Origin of the sequence: Terrimonas pollutisoli (genome assembly GCF_029360765.1) — a bacterium.
GTDB lineage: Bacteria > Bacteroidota > Bacteroidia > Chitinophagales > Chitinophagaceae > Terrimonas_B > Terrimonas_B pollutisoli.
The window spans coordinates 15,123-38,258 of sequence record NZ_JARKNA010000007.1 but is presented as its reverse complement, the minus strand read 5'-3'; the positions used below and the strand labels follow the sequence as shown (position 1 = coordinate 38,258).

The 23,136-nt window shown below is 41.3% G+C and carries 24 protein-coding genes; 18 read left to right on the top strand and 6 right to left on the bottom strand.

Annotated features, from left to right (window positions below):
- Nucleotides 1-86 precede the first annotated feature (86 nt).
- The 3 genes from P2W73_RS13660 to P2W73_RS13650 all read right to left on the bottom strand — a co-directional run bounded on the left by P2W73_RS13660 (nucleotide 87) and on the right by P2W73_RS13650 (nucleotide 1,924).
- Nucleotides 87-623, bottom strand: coding sequence for a flavodoxin domain-containing protein (locus P2W73_RS13660; protein WP_276502618.1), 537 nt, complete (start codon nucleotides 621-623; stop codon nucleotides 87-89).
- A gap of 25 nt (nucleotides 624-648) precedes the next feature.
- Nucleotides 649-1,398, bottom strand: a complete 750-nt coding sequence (locus tag P2W73_RS13655) for a DUF542 domain-containing protein (protein ID WP_276502617.1) — start codon at nucleotides 1,396-1,398, stop codon at nucleotides 649-651.
- A gap of 85 nt (nucleotides 1,399-1,483) precedes the next feature.
- Nucleotides 1,484-1,924, bottom strand: a complete 441-nt coding sequence (locus P2W73_RS13650) for an RrF2 family transcriptional regulator (RefSeq protein WP_276502616.1) — start codon at nucleotides 1,922-1,924, stop codon at nucleotides 1,484-1,486.
- A gap of 174 nt (nucleotides 1,925-2,098) precedes the next feature.
- On the opposite strand from P2W73_RS13650, the gene P2W73_RS13645 reads away from it, so the two are divergent.
- From P2W73_RS13645 to P2W73_RS13615, 7 genes are all read left to right on the top strand, one after another.
- Nucleotides 2,099-2,581 (top strand): c-type cytochrome, encoded by a 483-nt coding sequence (locus P2W73_RS13645; protein ID WP_276502615.1) that lies wholly within the window; start codon nucleotides 2,099-2,101, stop codon nucleotides 2,579-2,581.
- A gap of 37 nt (nucleotides 2,582-2,618) precedes the next feature.
- Nucleotides 2,619-4,649 carry a Sec-dependent nitrous-oxide reductase gene (nosZ, locus tag P2W73_RS13640; RefSeq protein WP_276502614.1) on the top strand — a complete coding sequence of 677 codons (2,031 nt, stop codon included), beginning with the start codon at nucleotides 2,619-2,621 and terminating at the stop codon, nucleotides 4,647-4,649.
- A 62-nt stretch (nucleotides 4,650-4,711) separates the two neighbouring features.
- Nucleotides 4,712-5,278 (top strand): fasciclin domain-containing protein, encoded by a 567-nt coding sequence (locus P2W73_RS13635; protein WP_276502613.1) that lies wholly within the window; start codon nucleotides 4,712-4,714, stop codon nucleotides 5,276-5,278.
- 179 nt (nucleotides 5,279-5,457) lie between these two features.
- Nucleotides 5,458-6,498, top strand: coding sequence for a nitrous oxide reductase accessory protein NosL (locus P2W73_RS13630; RefSeq protein WP_276502612.1), 1,041 nt, complete (start codon nucleotides 5,458-5,460; stop codon nucleotides 6,496-6,498).
- Nucleotides 6,495-7,727, top strand: coding sequence for a nitrous oxide reductase family maturation protein NosD (locus P2W73_RS13625; RefSeq protein WP_276502611.1), 1,233 nt, complete (start codon nucleotides 6,495-6,497; stop codon nucleotides 7,725-7,727). The genes P2W73_RS13630 and P2W73_RS13625 overlap by 4 nt, the downstream gene beginning before the upstream one ends.
- Nucleotides 7,724-8,491 carry an ABC transporter ATP-binding protein gene (locus P2W73_RS13620; RefSeq protein ID WP_276502610.1) on the top strand — a complete coding sequence of 256 codons (768 nt, stop codon included), beginning with the start codon at nucleotides 7,724-7,726 and terminating at the stop codon, nucleotides 8,489-8,491. Before P2W73_RS13625 ends, P2W73_RS13620 begins: the two co-directional genes overlap by 4 nt.
- A gap of 151 nt (nucleotides 8,492-8,642) precedes the next feature.
- Entirely contained in the window at nucleotides 8,643-9,407 is a 765-nt protein-coding gene (locus P2W73_RS13615; protein ID WP_276502609.1) for an ABC transporter permease subunit, read from the top strand.
- A 49-nt stretch (nucleotides 9,408-9,456) separates the two neighbouring features.
- Here P2W73_RS13615 and P2W73_RS13610 read toward each other — a convergent pair whose 3' ends face one another.
- The gene (locus P2W73_RS13610; protein ID WP_276502608.1) at nucleotides 9,457-10,740 is read right to left on the bottom strand and encodes a hypothetical protein; all 1,284 of its coding nucleotides are present in this window, start codon (nucleotides 10,738-10,740) and stop codon (nucleotides 9,457-9,459) included.
- Nucleotides 10,741-10,868: 128 nt separating this feature from the next.
- On the opposite strand from P2W73_RS13610, the gene P2W73_RS13605 reads away from it, so the two are divergent.
- The 3 genes from P2W73_RS13605 to P2W73_RS13595 all read left to right on the top strand — a co-directional run bounded on the left by P2W73_RS13605 (nucleotide 10,869) and on the right by P2W73_RS13595 (nucleotide 14,918).
- Complete coding sequence (locus tag P2W73_RS13605; protein ID WP_276502607.1) at nucleotides 10,869-11,243, top strand: hypothetical protein; 375 nt, start codon at nucleotides 10,869-10,871, stop codon at nucleotides 11,241-11,243.
- A gap of 108 nt (nucleotides 11,244-11,351) precedes the next feature.
- Nucleotides 11,352-13,694, top strand: a complete 2,343-nt coding sequence (locus P2W73_RS13600; RefSeq protein WP_276502606.1) for a TonB-dependent receptor — start codon at nucleotides 11,352-11,354, stop codon at nucleotides 13,692-13,694.
- Nucleotides 13,695-13,721: 27 nt separating this feature from the next.
- The gene (locus P2W73_RS13595) at nucleotides 13,722-14,918 is read left to right on the top strand and encodes a sialidase family protein (RefSeq protein WP_276502605.1); all 1,197 of its coding nucleotides are present in this window, start codon (nucleotides 13,722-13,724) and stop codon (nucleotides 14,916-14,918) included.
- 15 nt (nucleotides 14,919-14,933) lie between these two features.
- On the opposite strand, the gene P2W73_RS13590 is transcribed toward P2W73_RS13595, so the two are convergent.
- On the bottom strand, nucleotides 14,934-15,365 hold the full coding sequence (locus tag P2W73_RS13590) for a 6-pyruvoyl trahydropterin synthase family protein (RefSeq protein WP_276502604.1): 432 nt from the start codon (nucleotides 15,363-15,365) through the stop codon (nucleotides 14,934-14,936).
- A 310-nt stretch (nucleotides 15,366-15,675) separates the two neighbouring features.
- Between P2W73_RS13590 and P2W73_RS13585 the strand changes: the two genes are divergently transcribed.
- Nucleotides 15,676-16,098, top strand: coding sequence for a putative zinc-binding protein (locus tag P2W73_RS13585; RefSeq protein WP_276502603.1), 423 nt, complete (start codon nucleotides 15,676-15,678; stop codon nucleotides 16,096-16,098).
- Nucleotides 16,099-16,189: 91 nt separating this feature from the next.
- On the top strand, nucleotides 16,190-17,995 hold the full coding sequence (locus P2W73_RS13580; RefSeq protein WP_276502602.1) for a hypothetical protein: 1,806 nt from the start codon (nucleotides 16,190-16,192) through the stop codon (nucleotides 17,993-17,995).
- 106 nt (nucleotides 17,996-18,101) lie between these two features.
- Here the strand turns inward: P2W73_RS13580 and P2W73_RS13575 are convergent, their stop codons facing one another.
- Nucleotides 18,102-18,548: an OsmC family protein gene (locus P2W73_RS13575; protein WP_276502601.1), complete on the bottom strand. Its 447-nt coding sequence runs from the start codon at nucleotides 18,546-18,548 to the stop codon at nucleotides 18,102-18,104.
- 193 nt (nucleotides 18,549-18,741) lie between these two features.
- Between P2W73_RS13575 and ric the strand changes: the two genes are divergently transcribed.
- The 6 genes from ric to P2W73_RS13545 are packed head-to-tail and all read left to right on the top strand — an operon-like array spanning nucleotide 18,742 to nucleotide 23,079.
- A complete protein-coding gene (gene ric / locus P2W73_RS13570) occupies nucleotides 18,742-19,704 on the top strand; it encodes an iron-sulfur cluster repair di-iron protein (RefSeq protein ID WP_276502600.1) in 963 nt (320 codons plus the stop codon).
- Nucleotides 19,701-20,198, top strand: coding sequence for a hemerythrin domain-containing protein (locus P2W73_RS13565; RefSeq protein ID WP_276502599.1), 498 nt, complete (start codon nucleotides 19,701-19,703; stop codon nucleotides 20,196-20,198). Before ric ends, P2W73_RS13565 begins: the two co-directional genes overlap by 4 nt.
- Nucleotides 20,199-20,226: 28 nt before the next feature.
- Nucleotides 20,227-21,033, top strand: coding sequence for a DUF2249 domain-containing protein (locus tag P2W73_RS13560; protein WP_276502598.1), 807 nt, complete (start codon nucleotides 20,227-20,229; stop codon nucleotides 21,031-21,033).
- 1 nt (nucleotide 21,034) lies between these two features.
- On the top strand, nucleotides 21,035-22,324 hold the full coding sequence (locus P2W73_RS13555) for a cytochrome C oxidase subunit I (RefSeq protein ID WP_276502597.1): 1,290 nt from the start codon (nucleotides 21,035-21,037) through the stop codon (nucleotides 22,322-22,324).
- Entirely contained in the window at nucleotides 22,321-22,644 is a 324-nt protein-coding gene (locus tag P2W73_RS13550; protein WP_276502596.1) for a metal-sulfur cluster assembly factor, read from the top strand. Before P2W73_RS13555 ends, P2W73_RS13550 begins: the two co-directional genes overlap by 4 nt.
- Before the next feature lie 3 nt (nucleotides 22,645-22,647).
- A complete protein-coding gene (locus P2W73_RS13545) occupies nucleotides 22,648-23,079 on the top strand; it encodes an RrF2 family transcriptional regulator (RefSeq protein ID WP_276502595.1) in 432 nt (143 codons plus the stop codon).
- The last annotated feature ends 57 nt before the right edge of the window (nucleotides 23,080-23,136 follow it).

Below are 23,136 nucleotides of genomic sequence, written 5' to 3'. Positions count from 1 at the left end.
TCAAGCATACAATAAATAATTGAATGTGTAATTCACGTAAATATAGTAAAGGATGCGGTTATTAATCGCGGGTATGATTTATCGTATCAGGCAGTTTCTGCAGGTGAGGCAAAAGTGATACAGTATTTTTTTATTTCCTTAACCGGCACTATGATGTTTTCTCTTTTTACATGATCATAATCGGTCAGCATACCCTTTTTTACAGCAGGATCTTTTGTTAACCTGGCGCCCATTTTCAGCATGAACCGGTCTTTCCAGGAGAGCTTTTTTATAGTAAGCCTGCCTGGCAGGAAAAAGATAATACAGTTGGCCATCAATTCAGCAGGAACGCCGGAGCGGATATAGGCTTCCAGTTTTTCCTTTTCGTGAGGCGGGGTGCCGGCTACCAGGAATAAGAATAGTTTTTTTGATTTGAGCACAGCCAGGTTATCTTTCAACCACTGGCTGATCTGTAATTTTCCGATGTACACACTCGTGCCAATAATGACAAGGTCATAAGGCTGTAAGTCTTTAGTGGACAAATCACCGGCTGTGCATACCGGGACGTTTAACTCTTCACTGAGCCAGTTCGCATATTGCGCTGTGGCGCCATACTTTCCTTTATAAACAACAATACCTTTCATATTGAGATTTTAATGATGTTTTAATTTAGGAAGCCAATAATTCTTTTTCCATTTGTATTGTTTTGGCAAAAAGAATTTCGTTTTCAAGAAATAAATGTTGTACCAGGTCATCATCCAGTTCTTTCAGTTTTAAAAAAGATACTTTATGGGATACACAGGCATTGGCAGGCGAAGTGTAGTTGTTGGTCAATTCCCTTAAACTATGAAGATATTTGGAAATGTATTCATGTTCCTGGGTCATCATGGTTTCTATAGGTTTGCGTAAGGTTTTTACCAGCAGGGATGCATAGGATTCATTGTTTTCATAAGCATGGGCGATTTGTTTTATATAGGGGAAAATGATCTTTTCTTCGTGTTCCAGGTGGGGCAACAGGTCGTCACGTAATTTATAAACAGTTTCAAGCAACTGGCCCAGGAACGGATATTTTAATTTATGCCCGGCCACAAAACGATCCAATGTTTCAATTAAATCCGGGAAGGTTTTTAATAAATAGGCATGGTGCACATTGATAAGATAGTCAACCAGGAAATCTGTATTCCATGCTCTGAAATCAGTAAAGGTCGACACCTGGATGTTACGTATAATCTCTGTTAGCTCATATTTTATTAAATCAATGTCTAATCCGTGGATACTACAAGCCATTTGCAGGGGCATTTTGCCGCCACAGCAATAATCGATCCCGTACTTTCTGAAAATATACGAAGTCCTGTAATCCTGCATTACAAGATCAGTGACAACGCTTTCATCGTTGATGTCAAAGGGTTTTAAAAACATATCTCTTCAAAAAACAATAATAGTTATATAAGGTATTTGCGAACATGATATTAATCACCTGCGTGCCTGAGTTATAACAGGGAGGCTATAGTTCAGACAGGCTCTTTACAAAGCCGGGACGGTTTTGCTCCAGTAAATCCCTCACCGTCGTATTTGAAAGGAGCTTTACCAGTTCTTTCTTATGATTTGCCATTTTGTGATGGAGCGGGCAAGGCCGGCTGGGATTGCATTCTTTTAAGCCAAGCAAACATTTATTTAATTGGGTGCTCTCATCTGTAATCATAAAGAGTTCGATAAGTGAAGTGGAAAGAGTCTTTTCATTTATTGATAATCCACCGTAAGGTCCTTTTGTAGAATTCAAAATTTTCTTTTTTACAATTTTTTTCATGATTTTACTTAGGAAGTGTTTGGGAACTACCAACTGCATAGCCACCTCATCAACCTGAACTCTTTTCTTATTATCAGAAAGTACGGCTATATATAGAATGCCACGTAAGGCGTATCCGAAAGATTTAGAAAAAAGCATGTTTTTGGCAGGACAATTGATGCGACACAAAAATATCCTTGAAAAAAAAGCCCGTAACTGATGAATATCAGTTTTACTGTTGATGGTTATCAATCAAAATTTTACCGGAGCAAAATATTTTTGTCTCATAAAAGATATGGATGTCTTTTATTTAATAACCTTCAATTCAGAAAAATGAAACCCAAATCACTACTTGCGATTGCTCTTCTTGTTTCAGGCGGTTTGTTTTTTGCAGCCTGCAACAATGAACAGAAACCTTCAGAAGAAAAATCTACCGACACAAAAACAACAGAAACAGCCAAAGAGCAAACCGAAGTGCATGGCACGGAAATTAAGCCTGGCGAGGTTGAACTGACCACTCCATTAAATCAACAATGGGTAGCAAGCGGTAAAGGCATTTATGAATTGAAATGCCAGGCCTGTCATAAGTTAACTGATGAAAGATTAGTAGGTCCGGGTTGGAAGGGTGTCACTACAAGAAGAGAGCCGCATTGGATCATGAATATGATTACCAACGTGGATATGATGCTGGAAACAGATCCCGAGGCACAAAAACTATTGGAGCAATGCCTTGTTCGTATGCCCAATCAAAATATATCAAAAGATGACTCCAGGCAAATACTCGAATTTATGCGATCCAACGATGGGGTTAAATAAAATGACAACTATTCTTTTCATTTAAATAAATAAGCATATGAAATTTCATTATTTCAAAACCTCCGCGGTTTTGATATTGGGTTCTGCTTGTCTTTTATCAGTGCAGAGTTGTAAACCCAAAACTGCTCAGTCCGCCGCTGTCGGCGATGCTGCCAAATCATTTGTTGCACCCGGCCAATACGACGAATTTTATAATGTTGTCTCGGGCGGCTTTAACGGACAGATAGGAATTTACGGTATTCCCTCGGGCCGTTTGTTCCGCATTCTGCCGGTGTTTTCGCAATCACCCGAAAGCGGGTATGGCTTTAGCGAAGAAACAAAACCGATGCTGAATACCTCTCATGGTTTTGTGCCATGGGATGATCTGCACCATATCGCACTTTCACAAACTAAAGGGGAGCATGATGGCCGCTGGGCTTTTGCCAATGGTAATAACACGCCCCGTCTGGCCCGGGTGGATCTTACTACTTTCCGCACTGCCGAGATACTGGAAATACCCAACAGCGCCGGTAACCACGCATCACCATTTATCACCGAAAACTCTGAATATGTTGTAGCGGCTACCCGTTTCAGCGTACCGCTTGATGATCAAAATGGCGATGTACCTATCAATACGTACAAGCAAAATTTTAAAGGATCTATCAGCTTTGTGTCTGTCAACCCAACATCCGGCGAAATGAATATTGCATTTCAGATCCGCACACCGGGAGTAAACTTTGACCTTTCCCGTGCGGGCAAAGGCAAATCGCATGGTTGGTTCTTCTTTAGCTGTTACAATTCTGAAAAGGCCAATACGCTTTTGGAAGTAAATGCTTCGGCCAAAGACAAAGACTTTGTAATGGCCGTGAACTGGAGAAAAGCCGAAGAATATTTGAAAGCCGGCAAAGCAAAAAAACAAGAGGTGAAGTATGCGCACAACGTATATGATGAAGCTACACATACTGCAACCTCAACTATTAAAAATGAAGTGCTGGTATTGGATCCTGCTGAGTGCCCCGGTATATTGTACCTGATACCTTGTCCTAAATCACCACATGGAACCGATGTGGACCCAACAGGTGAATACATTGTAGCATCAGGCAAGCTGGCAGCAAGTATCCCGGTGTTCTCTTATACAAAATTGCAGAAGGCTATTGCAGACAAAGCTTTTGATGGTGAATATGACGGTATTCCTGTTGTTAAATACGAAGCTGCATTGCATGGTGAAGTAGCGAAACCGGGACTGGGTCCTTTGCATACCGAGTTTGATGGAAAAGGAAATGCTTATACTTCTATGTTCGTTTCTTCTGAAATCGTAAAATGGAATATCGCTGACCTCAAAGTGTTGGATCGTGTACCAACTTATTATTCCATTGGTCACTTATCAGTGCCCGGAGGCCCAACAGCTAAACCGCATGGAAAATACATGATCGCTTATAACAAGATTACCAAAGATCGTTACCTGCCTACCGGTCCGGAGCTGACACAAAGTGCACAGCTATATGACATCAGTGGCGAAAAAATGAAACTGCTTCTCGACTTCCCAACAACAGGTGAACCTCACTATGCTGAAGCATTGCCTGCGAGCATGATAAAAGATAAACAAAGAAAGATCTTTAAAATAGAAGAGAATACTCACCCTTATGCTTCAAAAGGTGAAGGCCAGGCCAAAGTAGAACGTAAAGGGAACCAGGTGCATGTTTGGATGACAGCTATCCGTTCTCACCTGACACCCGATAATATTGAAGGCGTGAAACTAGGAGATGAAGTGTATTTCCACATTACCAACCTGGAACAGGATTGGGATGTACCGCACGGCTTTGCGATCAAAGGTGCTAATAATGCGGAAATACTGATTATGCCCGGCGAAACACAAACGCTGAAATGGGTAGCTGATAGAACGGGTATCTTCCCATTCTATTGTACCGACTTTTGTTCTGCATTGCACCAGGAAATGTCCGGTTACTTACGGGTATCGCCTGTCGGATCCAATGTAGCACTGCATTTCAGCACGGGCACCAACAAGCCGGCAGTGACCACAGAAGGCACTCCCGTTAATGATACATTAAAGGCTACAACTAAACGATAAATAGAAAAAGGGGCAGATGCTCATAATGGTCTGCCCTCTTTAAAACAAACCAGGCTAGCAATATGAAAAAGATAATAAACATTGTATTCGCGGTGTCAGCTATCATCAGTTTTTCTTGTAATGAACCAGGTGCAAAATCCGAAGAGACCGCTGGCTTATCCCAAGCAGTAATAGACGGTGGCGGCCAGGCTTCAGTAAAAGATGATGAATCAGCAAAAGATGTAGTGAAAATAGCTGCAGGATCAAAGGATCACACAACGCTGGTAGCAGCTATCAAACAAGCAGATTTGGTAAACTCACTCTCCAATGCTGGTCCGTTTACTGTTTTTGCACCCACCAATGCGGCCTTTGATAAGGTTGGCAAAGAAACGTTGGACAACCTGATGAAAAATGAGACCAAAGAAAAGCTGCAGGATATTTTGCAATATCATGTGTATGTAGGCAGCCTGAAGACCGAAATGATGACGGATGGACAAACTTTAAACCAGGTAAATGGCGGCAATATAACAATAGCTGTAAAAGATGGTAAATTAATGATCAATAATACAGCAACGGTTATTACCTCCATACCTGCAGCAAATGGTATCATACATGTCATCGATGCGGTGCTGTTGCCACCTTCCAAATAAGAAAGACAAAAGAGTTTCACGCTGACAATGTTTCCGGAAACTCAACCCTTCCGGAATTTTTGTTCACTAATCAGGTTTTTATGAAATGAGATATAAAATTTTCGAGCTGTCATACCAAACAGCGATGAAAATTTTATGTCGAATTCCATGTGGCCAAAAAGCAAATAAAAGATTAGCAAATGAAAAAAATGAGCATTACTTCCAGGGTCATTATTGCAATAGGGGCATTGATGATGTGTATCATGTTCTTTGTGCCGGTATGGTCTATTTATCTTATCGCCCCGCAATATCCCGAAGGATTATCCATGCAGATATGGTTAAATAAAATTTCTGGCCAGGTGGAAATTATCAATGGACTGAATCACTATATCGGGATGAAGCATATCAAAGCGGAAATGTTCCCTGAGTTCAGCTACCTTGTCTATATTTTAGGTTTCTATGTTGTGTTTGGATTAGCAGCGGCCTTTACCGGCAGCCGCAAATTGCTTTTTGCTTATCTCGTTCTTTGTGTCATTGGCGGCGTAGCGGCAATGATTGATTTTTATATGTGGGGCTACGACTATGGACACGATCTGGATCCTGCGGCAGCCATACAGGTTCCGGGGTTATCCTACCAGCCTCCTCTTATTGGCCACAAAAAACTATTGAACTTTGATTCTTATTCTTACCCGGATATAGGCGGATGGGTGATGGTGGCGGTAACCGGCGTGTTTTTTATTAGCTGGTTTCTTGAATGGCGCAAAAACAAAAAACATACAACCATGGCACCACAAAAGAAAGTGACTACTGTTTCCATTGCAGTTATTACCGCTCTCTTTTTGACAGCATGCAATCATAAACCTGAAAAAATAGCTTTTGGAAAAGATAATTGTGCCGAATGTAAAATGACGATCATGGATCCAAAATTTGGCGCTGAGATCGTGACTAAAAAGGGAAGGATCTTCAAATTTGACGATGTGCATTGTGTGGCCACTTTCCTGAAAAGGCGTGGGGTAGAAATGGGTGATATCCATCAAACATTGTTTATTGACTATAACAACAGCAACGAGTTTATAAAAGTAAACGCCGTCGAATTTGTTGTAAGCAGTCAACTGAAAAGCCCGATGGGAGGAAATGCAGCTGCGTTTAAAAATGAAACTGAAGCCAAAAAGAAAGCCGACGAAATAGAAGGAAGTAAGGTAACCAATTGGGCGACGCTTTATAATATTTTGATCAAGTGAGAAACTTACTAACCATATTATTACTGATCGTTGTATGCAATGCTTTTGCCAATACAATTGTAGTGGGGAAGGATAAGCCGGTCAATAACCTGCGGCAGGGAATAAAAATAGCAAAGGACGGTGACACAGTTTTATTGCATAAAGGAACTTACAAAGAAGGTAATATCATTATTGATAAGGCTATTCATTTAATAGGAATTGGGGGCCCTGTACTGGATGGGGATAATAAAAACGAGATCCTTACACTAACCGGGAAAAAAATTGTAATAAAAGGTATTCATTTCGTTAATGCCGGCTATTCATCTATGAATGACTATGCTGCTTTAAAGATCATTGATGCTACTAATGTTTTAGTAGAAAACAATACCATCACCAATGCCTCTTTCGGAGTACATATTGCCAACACCACGAACTCAATTGTCAGGAATAATGCAATAAAGGGAACCAATAAGTCGGAACATTTGTCCGGCAATGGCATACATCTTTGGAAATGCGCGGCGATGATGATCGATGGCAATACGATCAGCGGTCACCGGGATGGCATTTATTTGGAATTTGTTACGGAGTCAACTATTCAAAAAAACCGGAGCGAAAAAAATGTAAGATACGGACTGCACTTTATGTTCTCTCACAGCGATACTTACCTGGGCAATACCTTTGAAAATAACGGCGCCGGCGTAGCGGTGATGTACAGTAAGAATGTGCGGATGGAAAACAACCTGTTTGATAAAAACTGGGGACCCAGCGCCTATGGCATTTTATTAAAGGATATTTCGAACAGCCATATCCTGCATAATAAATTTATTCAGAATACCGTTGCTATTCACATGGAAGGCAGCAGCCGTATTGAAATTGGCAGGAATATTTTTAAAGCAAACGGCTGGGCCTTGAAAGTGCAGGCCAGTTGTGATGATAATACGTTTTATCACAACAATTTTTACGGCAACTCTTTTGATGTGGCAACCAATGGCACCATGATGCTGAACAGGTTTTTCAATAACTATTGGGATAAATATGATGGCTATGATATGAACAAAGATGGTATTGGCGATGTGCCTTACCACCCGGTAAGCATGTATGCAATGGTGGTGGAACAAAACCCCACTACGCTGATGCTGATGCGCAGTTTTATGGTTTCATTGTTAGACAGGGCGGAAAAAGCTATTCCCAGTCTTACCCCTGAAAACCTGGTAGATAATAAACCGATGATAAAGCCCAATAAATTATGATACGGATCGAAAACCTAAAGAAACGATTTAAAAAATTGCAGGCCCTGGATGATATCAATGCATTGTTCAACAAAGGACAGGTTATATCATTGATCGGCCCCAACGGATCGGGTAAAACAACACTGATCAAATCCATATTGGGCATGGTAAAAGCGGATGAAGGCAGCATTTATGTAAACGGGCAACCTATAAATGGTGATCCTTCTTATCGTAGCCAGATTGGTTATATGCCCCAGATCGGCCGTTATCCCGACAACATGAAGGTGGGCCAGTTGTTTTCTATGATGAAAAACATAAGAAAGTTGCCAGAGCAGGAACTGGATACTGATTTGCTTGTAAAGTTTAACCTGGTATCCATTTTCGAAAAACCCATGCGTACACTAAGTGGTGGTACACGTCAAAAGGTAAGCGCTGCACTGGCTTTTTATTTCAATCCCGATATTTTGATTTTGGATGAACCCACGGCCGGGCTTGATCCGCTTTCATCTGAGATACTGAAAGAAAAGATAATGCAGGAGAAAAAAAAGAATAAACTCATTCTTATTACGTCACATATCCTGAGCGACCTCGATGAACTGACTACCGATGTAATGTACTTGCAGGAAGGTAAGCTGATATTCCTGAAAGACATTAACACGTTGCGCAACGAGACAGGCGAAGATAAACTGGGTAAAGCCATTGCCCGTGTGATGCGGGGCGAAAAAAAGGAAGCTTTATGGATCAATGAAGTGCTGGCATTGAAAGAAACAGAAAAGATTGGATAAAGTATTTTTTGTTTAAATAAAAAACTACGAGCCCTGTTAAACTCTTCAGCCGCGGTTCGTGTTCCAAGAACCGGGAAAATGATGAAAGGAATGGTTCGTGAGACACGAACCACGGCATTGAGAGGGGTTGGGGTGAGGTAAAAAAAATATTATGAAACTTACACGATACGTTTTATATGATATACTTCGCAGCAAGGTAGTAATTGCTTACACCTTGTTCCTTTTTGTTGTTTCTTTTAGTCTTTTTCAGTTGGAAGAAAATCATAGTAAAGCTATACTCAGCCTGTTGAATATTGTATTGATCGTGGTGCCGCTGATCAGTATGATCTTTACCACTATTCATTATTACAACTCCTACGAATTTATCGAACTGATGCTGTCGCAACCGTTAAGCCGCACCAGGATCCTTCTCAGTGAGTATGTCGGTGTCGCTTTATCGCTGCTCAGCGGTTTTTTTATCGGCGTAGGTCTTCCTGTAGTATTATTTGCGTTTGATGCAACCGGTGTGGCTCTCTTATTTACCGGCGGTGCACTGACACTTGTGTTTACTTCCATCGCTTTTTTGGCTTCCGTAAAAGCAAGGGATAAAGCAAGAGGTATCGGCTCGGCTTTATTGCTCTGGTTTTATTTCGCCCTGATATACGATGGCCTGGTATTGCTGATATTATTTAGTTTCAGCGATTACCCGATGGAAAAATTCACCCTCCTGCTTTCTGCTCTTAACCCTATTGATCTCGGCCGCATCTTCATTATGCTGAAAATGGATGTGAGTGCATTGATGGGTTATACCGGTGCTTTATATAAAGATTTTTTTGGCAGCGGCACCGGCGTCCTCTTCACTGTTGGCATCATGCTTTTATGGATTGCCGTCCCTTTGTTATTAGCCTTAAGAGTTTTTAAGAGAAAAGATTTATAGTAGCCGATTAACAAGAACTTAGCCTGCATTTTGTTTGTTGACTACCGGCTCAATCTGTGCAGGTTCGGATGACGACTTGCTTAACCCGGGCGATAAATATCAATAGCAACCCCGCAGGAAAGAAAATACTAAGGAGAAAAAGAAGCCGGATATAAGCATATGGCTGAAAAAATACAAGATATCCTCCTGCCTGCAACACCAGTAATAATTCTGTGCTGATAAATGCGAAAAGAAAAGTCAGCATACCATTATACAATAATCGGCTAAATGATGCCGGCCTGGCGATGACAGAAAATACAAACACACTGATAAACCCAATCAGCACCAGGTGTAAATAGGCAATTACAAAATTCCGGTTTTGATAAGCCAGTTCTGCTACAGAAGGAAAAGCACTCAGCAATTGCAACAGGCTTTTTACCAGCAAAGCGAAAATGGAAATCCTGAATAGCCAATACTGTATACCGGTTTCCCATTTTAATCCCTTGATATCTTTCAGCAAAAAAAAGAGAGCTGTCAATTGCACCAATGCCGCTGCTCCACCGGTTATATTGAGGAGGATGGATGGCTGTGTCCATAAAACGGATAAAGCATAAGCAGGAATACAGGCAATATTCATCAGCCTGAAAACTAATTTTCCATGATTGAATGATTTGCTTCGTTCGATCATTTTATAAAGCACGGCCAAAACGATGAATGTAAAGAAACCATTATACTGGAAATGCAGGTAGAAGTAAATAGCATTATAATAAATAGGCGTGCCTGCCTTGCCCAACGCAATAAGCGGCGCGGTGGCAAAAGGACCAATGGAGGAAACGGCGAAATATAAAAAACCTGTCCGCAGAAAAGACCAGGAAGCCAAAAAGAATTGCGGTTTAGATGCGGAACGGATTATTATTCCGGCATAAAATCCTGCAGCAATGAAAAGAGTTGAAAATACAATACTGACTCCACCATAGCCCTGGAAAGGAAAGCTCAGCAACATTCCATAAGCTGAAACAAGCATCAGGATTATAATATTCCGCCAATGATGATAAGTAGAAGGGGTTTGTATAGCAGGAAAAAACCTCAGGATAAGATATATCAGCACGGGTGTTATCCAGCCGCCAAATGCAAAATGCGAATGAGCATGCAATACATTTTTATACGTGAAAAAAGGAATCGACACCAGGGGATAGGCACGAAGCAAAAGACCAACCAGCGAAAGGAGGAAAAAATTAAAAAGACAAATGCTCAACAATTTTTTTTGCAAAAGCAGGTGACCGGCTCCCGTCTTTTCCGCCGTAAAGTTGAATGTCGATAGCCGGTTTTTTACACTTACCAGGTTCATTTTCATTACAAAGAAAATAGCTTTAAATAAATGGCATAATTACACGGGTCAGCAGCAGGTATGATTAAGATCAGTAAATAAGTTGACCAGCCCGTTTATTTTATCTGGCAATTACTGATATTTTTGTAGCGGAAATGAAATTCATCGTAAGTCCTATACTGATCCTGCTGTTGTTGACCCAAACCTTTAGTACATGGTTTGTGGTTATGACTTTCAATCTTAACAGGGACTATATAGCAAAAAGCCTTTGCGAGAACCGTTACCGGCCGCAGTTGAATTGTAAGGGTAATTGTGTATTGATGAAAAAACTGAAAGAAAAAGAAAAACAGGAACAAAATACTCCTGAATCAGTGAAACTTGAAATCACTTCGCTTGTACTTTCTTCCAGGTCATTTTTCGCGACAGTAGAAACTCCTGTAATCATTTCCTCTGCTAACTACGGTAACGCCACTAACTCAGGCGAACCTATTGACAGGCCCATAAGCTTCTTTCATCCGCCTTCTGCCTGAACTATTCCTTTTTTACAGTTTGACTATTTGATTATTTGAAAAGCAATCGTTGCGGAGCTATGCCAGCACTATCAACGGACTGCATTACCCTATCCAAATTAAATTGGTATGTTATCTATCTATAAACTAATTGCTGCTGTTTTGGCTTTTATGGCAGTCGCTTCTGTTGGGTATAGCCAGCAGGTTTTTAAAGGAAAAATAATTGATGCTTTAACTAAAGAGCCAGTCGTTGGCGCATCTGTTCATTGTTCTGCAGGTTGTTCCTGCGGATGCGCTACCAATGCGCACGGCGAGTTTGAGTTGAAGCCGCGGGCCAATTGTTGTGTATCATTTGAGGTATCATCCGTTGGCTACCAGCCGGTCATTATCCAGGCGGGTCAACTAGTGACAGTTGTAAATCTTCAACAGGACAATTCACCGATGCAGGCAGTTGTTGTGACAGCCAATCGTGAAGGAGTGAAGCGATCACTGGCCCCTGTTGCCATTACTACTATTTCATCAAAAATGATACAGGATGCAAAGCCGGTTACCTTGGACCAGGTATTAAATAAAGTGAGTGGGGTGTACATGGTAAATCTTGGTAATGAACAGCACAGTATGAGTATCCGCCAGCCGATGACAACAAAAAGCTTATTCCTTTACCTGGAAGATGGCATTCCTATTCGTACGACCGGTTTGTTCAATCACAATGCATTGCTGGAAATGAACATGGCTGCGGTAAAAAACATTGAGGTTATCAAAGGGCCTTCTTCTTCATTGTATGGCAGCGAAGCCATTGGTGGTGTCGTTAATTTCATTACCGTAGCTCCAACAGCTGTTCCCGTTGCAAAATTGTCCTTGCAGGCAAATAATATCGGTTATAAAAGAACTGACCTGCAAACAGCTTTTAGTAAGGGTAAATGGGGTTTTGCACTAAGTGGTTATTATGTTGACAAACGAAATAGTTTTATTGAGTACACTGATTTTCATAAAGCCAACCTGACAGCGAGAGTAGATTATCATTTTAATGAGAAGACTTCGCTGACAAACAGTTTTACCTGGATGGATTATTACAGCGATATGACAGGAGGTATAGATAGCATTCGGTTTGTTGACAAATCATTTGGCAGCAACTATACATTTACTTACCGCAAGGTAAATGCTCTCCGGTATCGCTCTACCTTATCGCACCACTGGAATGATAACAGTAAAACGACCGCATCCGTCATCTTCCGTGATAACAGTATCGGTCAAAACCCTGCTTATGCCATTAAGGATGATTATCGCAGGCTTTCCAACGGGACATGGACAGGGAAAAAGAACCTGGCCCATGGTGAGATCAATGAAGTGAGCTTTAACAGTTATGCATTGATCGCTCAGCACAAGCAAAACTTAAACTGGAAAAAAGCCGTGCTTATTGGTGGCCTGAATGTTGACATTAGCCCTTCCCGCTATTCGGCTGAATACATCCGGATCAGCAAAGACAGTGTTTCTAAAGTATATACCGGCTATCAAAGCATGGACAGTGTGTTGACACACTATAAAAGTGATATTAATAATTATGCGGCCTTTGCCAATTTTGAATTTAGCCCGGTTGAAAAATTAAGAGTCGTTGCCTTATTGCGCTATGATTTGTTTCATTATGATTTTAATAATTACCTGCAACCATCTTCTTACAGTGGATCGCCGGATACACTGAATAATTTTAAAAGAGTCAGTCCCAAGATCGGGTTCACCTATAATTTCTCTTCCACAACCGGCATTTATGCCAACTATAGTGAAGGATTTGTACCCCCACAGGTTACCGAAATGTATAAGGGAGTGAAAGTACCTGAATTAAAACCTTCTGTTTTTTATAACTATGAAATAGGCGGCTGGGCCGAATTAATAAAAGGAAAGTTGAGTGCGGATATCAGCGTGTATCAACTGGAAGGAACGAATGAAATCATCTCTGTAAGAATGGATGATGGAAGTTCGCAAAACATGAATGCCGGTAAAACCCAGCATAGGGGAATTGAATTTGGACTGAACGCAAACCCGGTAAAAAGCATCAGCTTTCGCCTCAGCAGTGCACTCAGCAAACACCGGTTTACGGAGTTTGTAGAAAAAGGAGTTTCCTATAACGGCAATGACATGAATGGCGCACCCAACTGGATGCATAATGCAGAGATATGGTGGCGACCTGCATTTGTAAATGGACTGAGGGTGGGGGTGGAGTGGCAAAAGATCGGCAGCTACTATATGGACCCTTTGAATACCGTAAGGTATGAAGGTTATGATGTATTTCATGTAAGGGCGGGTTATAAATGGAAAGCGATGGAACTATGGGTGAACATGATGAATGCTGCCGATAAATATTATGCCTACACCAGCAGCAAAAGCAATTCCGGTTATAGTTATACACCGGCAGAGCCCAGGCATTTTAATATGGGTGTCAGTTATGATTTTGGTGATTTGTTTAAAAAGAAATAAGCAATGCGTTTATACAAAATACTTTTAATGACCGGATTCGTTTTTCTGCTTTTATCCTGTTACAATGAAAAGAAAGCCTCTGCCATACAGGCCGGCAAACCCGTTCAAATGGATTCAATGCCGGGCAACTGTCCTTATCTCACAAAAGACAAGAGGGGAAATATTGTGATGAGCTGGGCAAGATCGGTGAATGATTCTGCATTTGTTTTTTGCTATGCTGTATCTTCTGATGGTGGCAAGTCATTTGGAAAAACTATTACTATCCCTTCCAGCGATAATATTCAGCCACATTCCGAAAACCTGCCAAAGATCATTTTCAAACCTTCGGGTGAAATCATTGCCTTGTGGGGAGCTGCTAATCCTAATCCAATAAACAAATACTCTGGATTGGTTTATTATAGCCAGTCATTTGATGAAGGAAAGACATGGAGCCCGTCCAAACCATTGGTAAATGATACAGCCGGTTATGATCAGCGTTATTATGATGTGGCCCTGCTTCCTTCCGGTGAAGCGGCAATCATCTGGTTAGATAACCGGAAAGCAACGGACAACGAAGGTTCGGCGCTTTACTTTGCAAAGACTGAAGGTGCCAATGGATTTCAACATGAAAAAATGATCGGCGAAGGTTGTTGCCAGTGTTGCCGTACCGATCTGTTTGTCGACAGCAAAGCAGGCATCCATGTTTTATACCGTGGTATTATCAAAGACAGCGTCAGGGATATGCTGCACCGCGTTTCAACGGATGGGGGTAAAAATTTTTCTGGGCCAAGGCTGATCAGTAATGATAACTGGGTGATTAGGGGTTGTCCGCATACCGGCCCTGCAATGACGGAGAATGAAGAAGGCTTACACTTCGCCTGGTTCACAGGCGGCGGCAATAAAGGGTGTTTTTACACGCAGTCTGCCGACAACGGAAAAAGTTTTATCCAGTCTGAGCGCATCAGCGCAGCAGGATCGCATCCGCAAATCTCCTCTTTTTCAAATGGAGAACTTCTAGTGGCATGGGATGAACCGGTGCAGGTAAATAATAAATATTTCAAGAGGATAGCCATACAGAAAAGATCAGCAGCGGGAAAAAGTGAACAGCAAAGTTTTATCACTGCTGATACGTTGACAGCATCCTATCCTGTTGTGGCTTCATTAAACAAGGCGAATTCAGTAATTGCTTATATAGTGAAAAAGGACAAAAAGGATTATGTCGTGTATCAGCGGGTTGAACTGTAAAGATAAATCGGGCCTTCATTGGTGATCATTGATCCACTCGGCATAAGAGTCGGTTGTTTCAAACAATTTTAATTTGACAAGGCAAATATGCTCCGGTAAATTTTTAGACAAAAATTGCTTGATGTAAACCAGTATGTTTTCTGCCGATGGTTCTTGTTCCCATTCCAGCAAGTTTTCAGAATAAGCAGTTGAATGAGCCGTAATGAAAGCGCTGGACAGTATCAATTTATGATCCAATTCCCGAATAAGGCCTTCATTCACGATTTGTTTTAATTCTTTAAAATCCATGATAAGGCCGGTACCTGGCAGGAAGTTTTCATTCATATCAGTTGGTGCTATGGTAACATGCAATTCGTATGAATGACCGTGAATGTCCTTGCATTTACCGGGATAACCATAAATGGCATGCGCCATTTCAAAACGAAAGACCTTTGTGATTTGAAGCATAGTGGTTGTAATAAAAAGGATTTAGTTGATGGTTACCTAAAAGACTGGTAGCTTTTTTTTTCAGTTGCAATGCAGGTTTGTTTGACAAGCTATTTTATTGGTTAAAGTTATTTTCCATCTCACATGAATATTGTTTATTAGGTTGTTATTGGGTGCAAAAGTCTGACCGTTACAATTGCGGTGATATAACTTTTGTCATGCCATTCGCGGGGAAAACATGATTTTCGTCAGGTCACTGCAAATAGAGGTTAAATAAAAGTAATTAGATACTTACATCATCTACTTTTGGCTTCCTGATTCAATTTTTTTTATGACAAAAGAAACGACTGGTGAAAAGAAACCTCTTGTTTACTCCTGTTCGGGATGCAGCAGTGCAGCACAAATGGCCAACCATATTGCCATACAGCTTGATAGAAAAAATATTGCTGAAATGTCGTGTATTGCCGGTGTGGGTGGTAATGTAAAAAAGTTAGTGAGGACCGCTCAATCGGGAAGAAAGATCATTGTGATAGATGGTTGCCCCCTCGCTTGTTCAAAAGCCTGCCTGGGCAATCACAATATTATACCGGATATTCATTTTGAGTTAACACGTTTTGGCGTTAGCAAAAAGCAGCACGAGGAGTTTGACCGCGAGGAAGCTGGAGAAGTATTGCAAGCAATCGAATTGCAAATAAGAGCGAACTATAATCCGTATATAAGTATGCAGAACGATATAGCGGATTCAATATACTGATCGGTCAAAAAAAGACACAAATGATATTGGATGCTCCTGTATCGTTTGTTGTTTTTGAGAAAATTAAGTTGTTATTCATTTCAAAAATCTTATGTGTAATACCCCACTTCATAAATTTCATATTCCCGTGATGGGTTTGGCTTATACCATTGACAGCCCTGTTAAGGTGGCCCGGTTTGGTATATCTTCTGTTATCTCAATTGTTGAAGACAGGTTGGTGGAGATGATGAGGCGGCATTATTACCCGGCAATCAATAAGGAGTATCAACCCATCAGCGCCCATGAACCTGATTACAGGGCCAGGCGAATTACGGATTATCTCAACCTGGTCAATACGATTGTGCAGGAACAAGTGGAGAAATTAAAACAGGCTGCTTTTGAAACTGGTTCAGAGATCGTAAGATATTTTGAGATGCTGCCCGATGACAGTCAGTTAAAACTATTGTACCGGCAAATGATGAAGACAACCAGCCGGCCCGAAAAACAAAAACTGCAAGCCTGGTTACGTACGCAAATAAAACCCGGCAGTATTGATGTGAACATCATGACAAAAACAGACCGGGATAATTATGATAAGATTGGACAATTGCAGCCCGATAGTTCGGATGCGGTGGCAGCACTGAGGGGATATGCAAAGAGTGACCTTGTCAATTCGTCAGTTGTTTTTTCAGCGGGCATGAACCCACGGTTGTATAATTACCTGGGCAACTGTAGTGAGTTTGATGTAAACGAAGATGGCGGGTTTACAAAGAAAGTAATTGTAAAGGTGAGTGACTACCGGTCCGCATTGATACAGGGAAAATACCTGGCCAAAAAAGGGATTTGGGTAAGCGAGTTCAGGATTGAATCGGGGTTGAACTGCGGTGGCCATGCTTTTGCGACAGACGGATTTTTATTGGGGCCGATACTGGAAGAGTTTAAAATGAACAAACAAGAGCTGATTGATTCGCTTTTTGAGATCTATAACGCAGCCCTTTTAAAAAAGAAGAATAAAAAATTTATTTATCCGCCGCAACTGACCATCTCTGTCCAGGGTGGCATTGGCACTCATGAAGAGGATGAATTTTTACACCGCCATTATACTGTCGAAAGCACGGGATGGGGCACACCTTTTTTACTGGTGCCCGAAGCAACCACGGTGGATGAAAATACTTTGAAGCTATTATGCGCCGCAAAAGAAAAAGATGTGGTGCTGAGCCATAATTCGCCGTTAGGTGTGAGGTTTCATTACCTCAAAGGAACCAGTTCACACAACGAAAAGCTGTCACGTATCAGTAATGGCAAACCGGGCAGCCCCTGCACGGAGAAGCACCTGGCTTTTAATACAGAGTTTACCAAAGAGCCGATCTGCACGGCATCCCGCAAATACCAGAAACTAAAGATTGAACAGTTGCAATCGTTTAATCTTCCTGGGCCGGTTTATAAAAAACAAATGGAAGAAGTGTTGGATAAAGAATGTTTGTGCATTGGCCTGAGCAATGCAGCGGCGATTCATTATAACCAGCCCTTTGTTAAAAAACTGAATGCTGTAACCATTTGTCCCGGCCCTAATATTGTCAATTTTTCCAAAGTGGTTTCACTGCAAACCATGACGGATCATATTTATGGAAGAACAAATATCGTGGCTAATGGCAACAGGCCACACATGTTTATTGCAGAACTGCATTTATATATAGATTACCTGAAAGAGAAGTTAGAGGACGATGAACAAAGCAGGTTTGAAAAAAATAAAAAGAGCTACACCATTTTTTATCAAAATCTGAGGAATGGTATCAGCTATTATCGTCGCCTGCCCGCTGTGGCCTCGTCCGGCCGGGCGACTTTTATCAAAGCCCTTGATTTAGCGGAGGTGGAACTGGATTATTTGAATTATCAGTATTCACTTCTTGATAAGTAATCACTATTGTCCGACTAAAGTCTTGCAAATCCTATAAAACTATTACTGGGTTCTAAGCCCCTCTCCTGAGTTTACCGAAGGATGGAGAGGGGTAGTTAAGTTTGATTCACACTGCTCTGTTGTTAAAAACAATCTCGTCGTTAAAATTTATTTCCCATGTTATAGGTAACGCTTTTTTCAGCATATGGCTTACGCCGCAGATCTTTTCCTGCGAGTCGTTGACGGCTTTAAGCACAGCATCTTTATCATCGTTCCTGCCCCTTATATCATAAACGATATGTATGGCTATGTATTCAAGTGGCTGTTGCTTGCTTAGTTCGCCGGTTACTTTCAAATTAAAATCATCTACTGAGAGATTAGCCTTACGAAGCAGGGCCACTACATCCATTCCCGTGCAGCCAGACAAGGCAGTAAGAATAAAAGGTTTTGGGATTGGACCGTTTTCTTCGCCGCCTGCCCGTGGCGGAGCATCCATTACAATCGTATGACCGTTTACCAGGGCATTAAATTGCATCTTCCCCATCCATTGTGTTTCTATTTCATGTTGTGCCATAAAAATTATTTTTAGCTTATTGTTTGATACAAAAATCTGATGGAGACAATGACTACGATGTAACTTTTGTCACCTATATCACGCAGAAAACATGATTTTCGTCAGGTTGGTCCAGATACCGGTGTAATAAAAGCATTTAAATACTTTTATTATTTACTTTTGAGGATACTGATTAACTTTTAAAAAAATAAATATGCTAACCGCAGAAGAAAACATTTTGGATGTGACCTTGCTCGAGCCAAGGCAAAAGCATCCCGTCATTTTTGCCCGTTTTGATGAACTAGAGGAAGGGGAGAGTTTAATTATTCATAACGACCATGATCCCAAGCCGCTTTATTACCAGTTATTGGGAGAAAGAGGGAATATATTTCATTGGGGCTACCTGGAGCAGGGACCTGAATGGTGGAAAGTTCGTATCAGTAAACGCATCAGCGGAGAGAACGATGAAACACTGGGACAAATTGCAGCCAAAGATTTGCGCAAGGCGCAGATATTTAAAAAATATGGTCTTGACTTCTGCTGCGGTGGAAAGAAGACGGTGAAACAAGCCTGTGCTGAAAAAGGGTTGGATGTAACAAAGATTGAACAGGAATTGCAGCAGGCCGATAGAAACCCTGTTACCCGTCCCTTGCCTTATGATGACTGGAGCCTTGACTTCCTGGCTGACTATATTGTGAACACGCATCACAGCTATGTGAAAAAAACATTGCCGGACCTGGTACACTATGCGGCAAAATGTGCCCGTGTGCATGGTAGCCGTCACCCTGAACTGCCTGCTATTCACCAATTGGTAGAAGAAGTGAATACCGAGCTATCAGCGCATTTATTAAAAGAAGAAAAAATTTTGTTTCCTTATATCAAAGAATTAGTAGCGGCTGTCAATAGCGGGCAGCCACCGGTACACGCCATATCTTTTGGAACTATACAAAATCCTGTCAGCATGATGGAGATAGAGCATGAGATGGCAGGTAAAGCGTTGCGGGAAATAAGAACCCTCACCAATAATTTTTTGTTGCCCGATGACGCCTGCGCCAGCTACAGTCTTTTGTACCGGATGCTCGATGAATTTGAAAACGATTTACATATCCATATCCATCTTGAAAACAATATCCTGTTTCCAAAAGCTTTGGCAATTGAAAAAAAATTAAATCCATGAAAAGCCATGCTCCCATAAAACGGCTCCAGGCCCTTGTTTCTTTTTCCCGTGATCATCATTTTGGATTATTGCTGGTATGGAAAATAAAACAGGGCCTGGCTAATGCGATTGCACCGGAGCGGATCAGCAACTATGTTCTTTATTTTTTCGAAGAAGACCTGCAGCCGCATTTTACAAAAGAGGAACAAACACTTTTTCCAAAATTGCCTGCTGATAATGTTTTGCGCAGGCGGGCAGAGAAAGAGCATGCCGTTATATATGGCATGATTGAGCAGCTTCGTAATGACAGAACAAATAAAACATTGCTGCTTCAATTTGCTGAAACGCTGAAGGATCATATCCGTTTTGAAGAAAGAGAATTGTTTGCTTCTATTCAACAAACGCTGAGCGATGCAGAACTTGAAATGATCGCAATACATGACGACAACCGTGGCAACAAGGTGGATTCACAATGGCAGGATGTTTTTTGGGTGCCTGATAAATCCGGATTATAAAATCGATAAACAATAAAAATGCAGCAACATGGTGATCAATGCTCATACAAAAATTGGCAGTATCATAAAGGAGAGAGCTGATGCGCTGGATGCTATTATCAGCATCAGCCCAAAATTTGAAAAGCTCAGAAACCCATTGCTGCGAAAACTAATGGCAGCAAGAACCAGTATTACTACTGCTTCAAAGATCGGTGGTTGTAAGGTGAATGATTTTTTCAACAAGTTAAGGCCTTTGGGTTTTGAAATTGATGGCAGTGTCATAGCTGAGGACAAGGAAAAAAAGGATTTGGCAGCTTTCATGCTTACTATGCAGAAGGAGCAACTAACTGAATTGGATGTCCGGCCGCTGATAACATCCGGGAAAGATCCTCTTGCTCTTATCATGCAAAAAATAAAATGGCTGAAGCCGGGACAGACATTAAAAATTGTCAACAGTTTTTATCCGGAGCCACTGATCCTGTTATTAAAAAAACAAGGCTTTGATTCATTTGCGGATGTTATTGACGACGACCTGGTGGAAACCTATTTCTATAAAAAAGAAAATACAAAAACGCAGATCGCAGAACCTGTAAGGGATGCACAGCAGGGATGGGATGATGTGCTGCAAAAGCACAAAGACAAATTACAGGAGCTCGATGTGCGCCGTTTGGAAATGCCACTGCCCATGATGGCCATATTGAATGCATTGGATAAACTATCTGCCGGCAGCGCCTTGTTTGTTTATCACAAACGGATACCCGTTTACCTGCTTCCCGAATTAGCCGATAGAAAGTTCAATTACCGCATCAAAGAAATCAGGGAAGGAGAAGTGAATCTTTTAATTTATAAGGATTAATATGAATGGTGCTGATGAAAAACACAGTCCAATAAAGCATACAACACATAAGGTAGTGTTGCCATTTTATATCTATGCGGCAATGGCCTTTTTGGCAAGCACGGTTCTTTTGGTTTTTTCCAGCCCGGCTTTTTCTCAGCATTATTTTCATCCGCATGTATTGGCGATCACCCATGCCATGGCCCTGGGCTGGGGCACTATGATCATATTGGGGGCCAGTTACCAACTGGTGCCGGTGCTGATTGAAGCCAAACTTTTCAGTAATTGGTTGGCTTATCTTTCTTTTGGTTTGGCGGCTTTGGGCATTCCTTTGCTGGTATATGCTTTTTATGTTTTTAATATAGGCTGGCCTGCAAGATGGGGTGGTATTTTGATCAATGCAGCTATCCTTGTCTATTTAATAAATCTTGCACTCAGTTTTTCAAAAAGCAAACAGGAAAATGTGCAAGCCGTTTTTGTATTTACCGCGGTTTGCTGGCTGCTTGTTACAACGGCCCTTGGATTGATACTGGTTTACAATTTTACTTACCCATTATTATCTAATGAATCGCTGAGTTATTTACCGCTTCATGCACACCTGGGTATTATCGGCTGGTTTTTGTTATTGATTATGGGCGTTGGTTCCCGCCTTATTCCCATGTTTCTTATTTCAACGTATGAGAATACAAAGTTGCTCTGGCATATCTATGCGCTGATCAATGGAGGATTACTTTCTTTTATAGGGTTGTTTATTTATTTTCCAAAATCATCTTTCTACCTGGTGGCCATATCACTCGTGGTAATGGCACTGCTGCTGTTTGGATATTATATTTACCAGGCTTACAAACAAAGGATCAGGAAGCATATTGATAGACCTGTGAAGATATCCTTGTTGTCTGTGTTAATGACGGTGTTGCCCTTAATGATCCTGTTTGTTATCATGGCCTTTTCAATGTCTGTGATGAATAATACGAGGCTGATACTGACTTATGGCTTTACCATTTTCTTTGGCTCGATAACCGCGATCATACTGGGAATGACATTTAAAACACTCCCGTTTATTGTCTGGAATAAAGTGTATCATGAAAAAGCAGGTCTGGGGAAAACGCCTGATCCAAAAGAACTCTTCGATCAAGAGATATTTGCTGTGATGGCTGTAATTTATATCGCCGGATTTATATTATTTGCTGCTGGTATTATGTTCTCATACCTGTTTGTCTTAAAATCTTCCGCTATACTTTTGCTGGTTGCTGCCCTTTTGTACAACCTGAATGTTTTTAAAATAATCAAACACCGACCGGCTCTATCATGAATGTAATTACGAATAATAGTAACAGGTGTAATATTGCACTGGCTGCACTGCGACAGGTAAGAGACCCGGAGATAGGCCTGAGTGTAGTGGATCTTGGCCTGATTTATCAAATTGATTTTGATGAGGAAGCCGAAAAAATTTATGCGCTGATGACATTAACAACGCAATTTTGTCCCATGGGTGAATCTATCGTTGATGCAGTGAACAATGCGTTGCAGGCAGCGTTCCCGGATTATAAAGCAGATGTGGCATTGACATTTAACCCGCGATGGAGCACAACATTGATATCAGCAAAAGGAAAAATGTTTTTAAATAAATAGGATATGCTGAGTTTGACCTGTAAAACGGCGGTAAAAGCGGTGATTTACCTGGCTTCAAAATATGGATCGGGTATGAATGCCGGTATCAAAGAAGTGGCAGAATATATAGACGGTAATGAACATACGGTTGGCAAATTATTGCAAACACTGGTGAGGGAGGGAGTTATTAATAGTGTAAAGGGACCTTCCGGCGGTTTTTATATTACTAAAGAACAACTGAAAAAGCCAATCATGGCGATTGTTGAGGCTATAGATGGGAGAGATGTGTTTAAAGAGTGTGGACTGGGGCTTAGCAAATGTTCCGCAACCCATCCCTGCCCGATACATGATGAGTATAAAATCAGCCGTGATCATATTCAAAAACTATTCTCTCAAAAAAAGATCGTTGACCTTTGCGAGCCGGTCAGTAAAGGTTTGGCACATCTTGTTGGCTAGATAGCTGTTTTACCGGGTCAACTCCTGATCTTATCTAGGGTGCCTGCTGATATTGCT

What these genes read in the sequence shown, in the direction of transcription:
- P2W73_RS13660 (WP_276502618.1), bottom strand. Translation starts at nt 623, where the DNA reads ATGAAAGGTATTGTTGTTTATAAAGGAAAGTATGGCGCCACAGCGCAA.
- P2W73_RS13655 (WP_276502617.1), bottom strand. Translation starts at nt 1,398, where the DNA reads ATGTTTTTAAAACCCTTTGACATCAACGATGAAAGCGTTGTCACTGAT.
- P2W73_RS13650 (WP_276502616.1), bottom strand. Translation starts at nt 1,924, where the DNA reads ATGCTTTTTTCTAAATCTTTCGGATACGCCTTACGTGGCATTCTATAT.
- P2W73_RS13645 (WP_276502615.1), top strand. Translation starts at nt 2,099, where the DNA reads ATGAAACCCAAATCACTACTTGCGATTGCTCTTCTTGTTTCAGGCGGT.
- nosZ (WP_276502614.1), top strand. Translation starts at nt 2,619, where the DNA reads ATGAAATTTCATTATTTCAAAACCTCCGCGGTTTTGATATTGGGTTCT.
- P2W73_RS13635 (WP_276502613.1), top strand. Translation starts at nt 4,712, where the DNA reads ATGAAAAAGATAATAAACATTGTATTCGCGGTGTCAGCTATCATCAGT.
- P2W73_RS13630 (WP_276502612.1), top strand. Translation starts at nt 5,458, where the DNA reads ATGAAAAAAATGAGCATTACTTCCAGGGTCATTATTGCAATAGGGGCA.
- P2W73_RS13620 (WP_276502610.1), top strand. Translation starts at nt 7,724, where the DNA reads ATGATACGGATCGAAAACCTAAAGAAACGATTTAAAAAATTGCAGGCC.
- P2W73_RS13615 (WP_276502609.1), top strand. Translation starts at nt 8,643, where the DNA reads ATGAAACTTACACGATACGTTTTATATGATATACTTCGCAGCAAGGTA.
- P2W73_RS13610 (WP_276502608.1), bottom strand. Translation starts at nt 10,740, where the DNA reads ATGAAAATGAACCTGGTAAGTGTAAAAAACCGGCTATCGACATTCAAC.
- P2W73_RS13605 (WP_276502607.1), top strand. Translation starts at nt 10,869, where the DNA reads ATGAAATTCATCGTAAGTCCTATACTGATCCTGCTGTTGTTGACCCAA.
- P2W73_RS13600 (WP_276502606.1), top strand. Translation starts at nt 11,352, where the DNA reads ATGTTATCTATCTATAAACTAATTGCTGCTGTTTTGGCTTTTATGGCA.
- P2W73_RS13595 (WP_276502605.1), top strand. Translation starts at nt 13,722, where the DNA reads ATGACCGGATTCGTTTTTCTGCTTTTATCCTGTTACAATGAAAAGAAA.
- P2W73_RS13590 (WP_276502604.1), bottom strand. Translation starts at nt 15,365, where the DNA reads ATGCTTCAAATCACAAAGGTCTTTCGTTTTGAAATGGCGCATGCCATT.
- P2W73_RS13585 (WP_276502603.1), top strand. Translation starts at nt 15,676, where the DNA reads ATGACAAAAGAAACGACTGGTGAAAAGAAACCTCTTGTTTACTCCTGT.
- P2W73_RS13580 (WP_276502602.1), top strand. Translation starts at nt 16,190, where the DNA reads ATGTGTAATACCCCACTTCATAAATTTCATATTCCCGTGATGGGTTTG.
- P2W73_RS13575 (WP_276502601.1), bottom strand. Translation starts at nt 18,548, where the DNA reads ATGGCACAACATGAAATAGAAACACAATGGATGGGGAAGATGCAATTT.
- ric (WP_276502600.1), top strand. Translation starts at nt 18,742, where the DNA reads ATGCTAACCGCAGAAGAAAACATTTTGGATGTGACCTTGCTCGAGCCA.
- P2W73_RS13565 (WP_276502599.1), top strand. Translation starts at nt 19,701, where the DNA reads ATGAAAAGCCATGCTCCCATAAAACGGCTCCAGGCCCTTGTTTCTTTT.
- P2W73_RS13560 (WP_276502598.1), top strand. Translation starts at nt 20,227, where the DNA reads ATGGTGATCAATGCTCATACAAAAATTGGCAGTATCATAAAGGAGAGA.
- P2W73_RS13555 (WP_276502597.1), top strand. Translation starts at nt 21,035, where the DNA reads ATGAATGGTGCTGATGAAAAACACAGTCCAATAAAGCATACAACACAT.
- P2W73_RS13550 (WP_276502596.1), top strand. Translation starts at nt 22,321, where the DNA reads ATGAATGTAATTACGAATAATAGTAACAGGTGTAATATTGCACTGGCT.
- P2W73_RS13545 (WP_276502595.1), top strand. Translation starts at nt 22,648, where the DNA reads ATGCTGAGTTTGACCTGTAAAACGGCGGTAAAAGCGGTGATTTACCTG.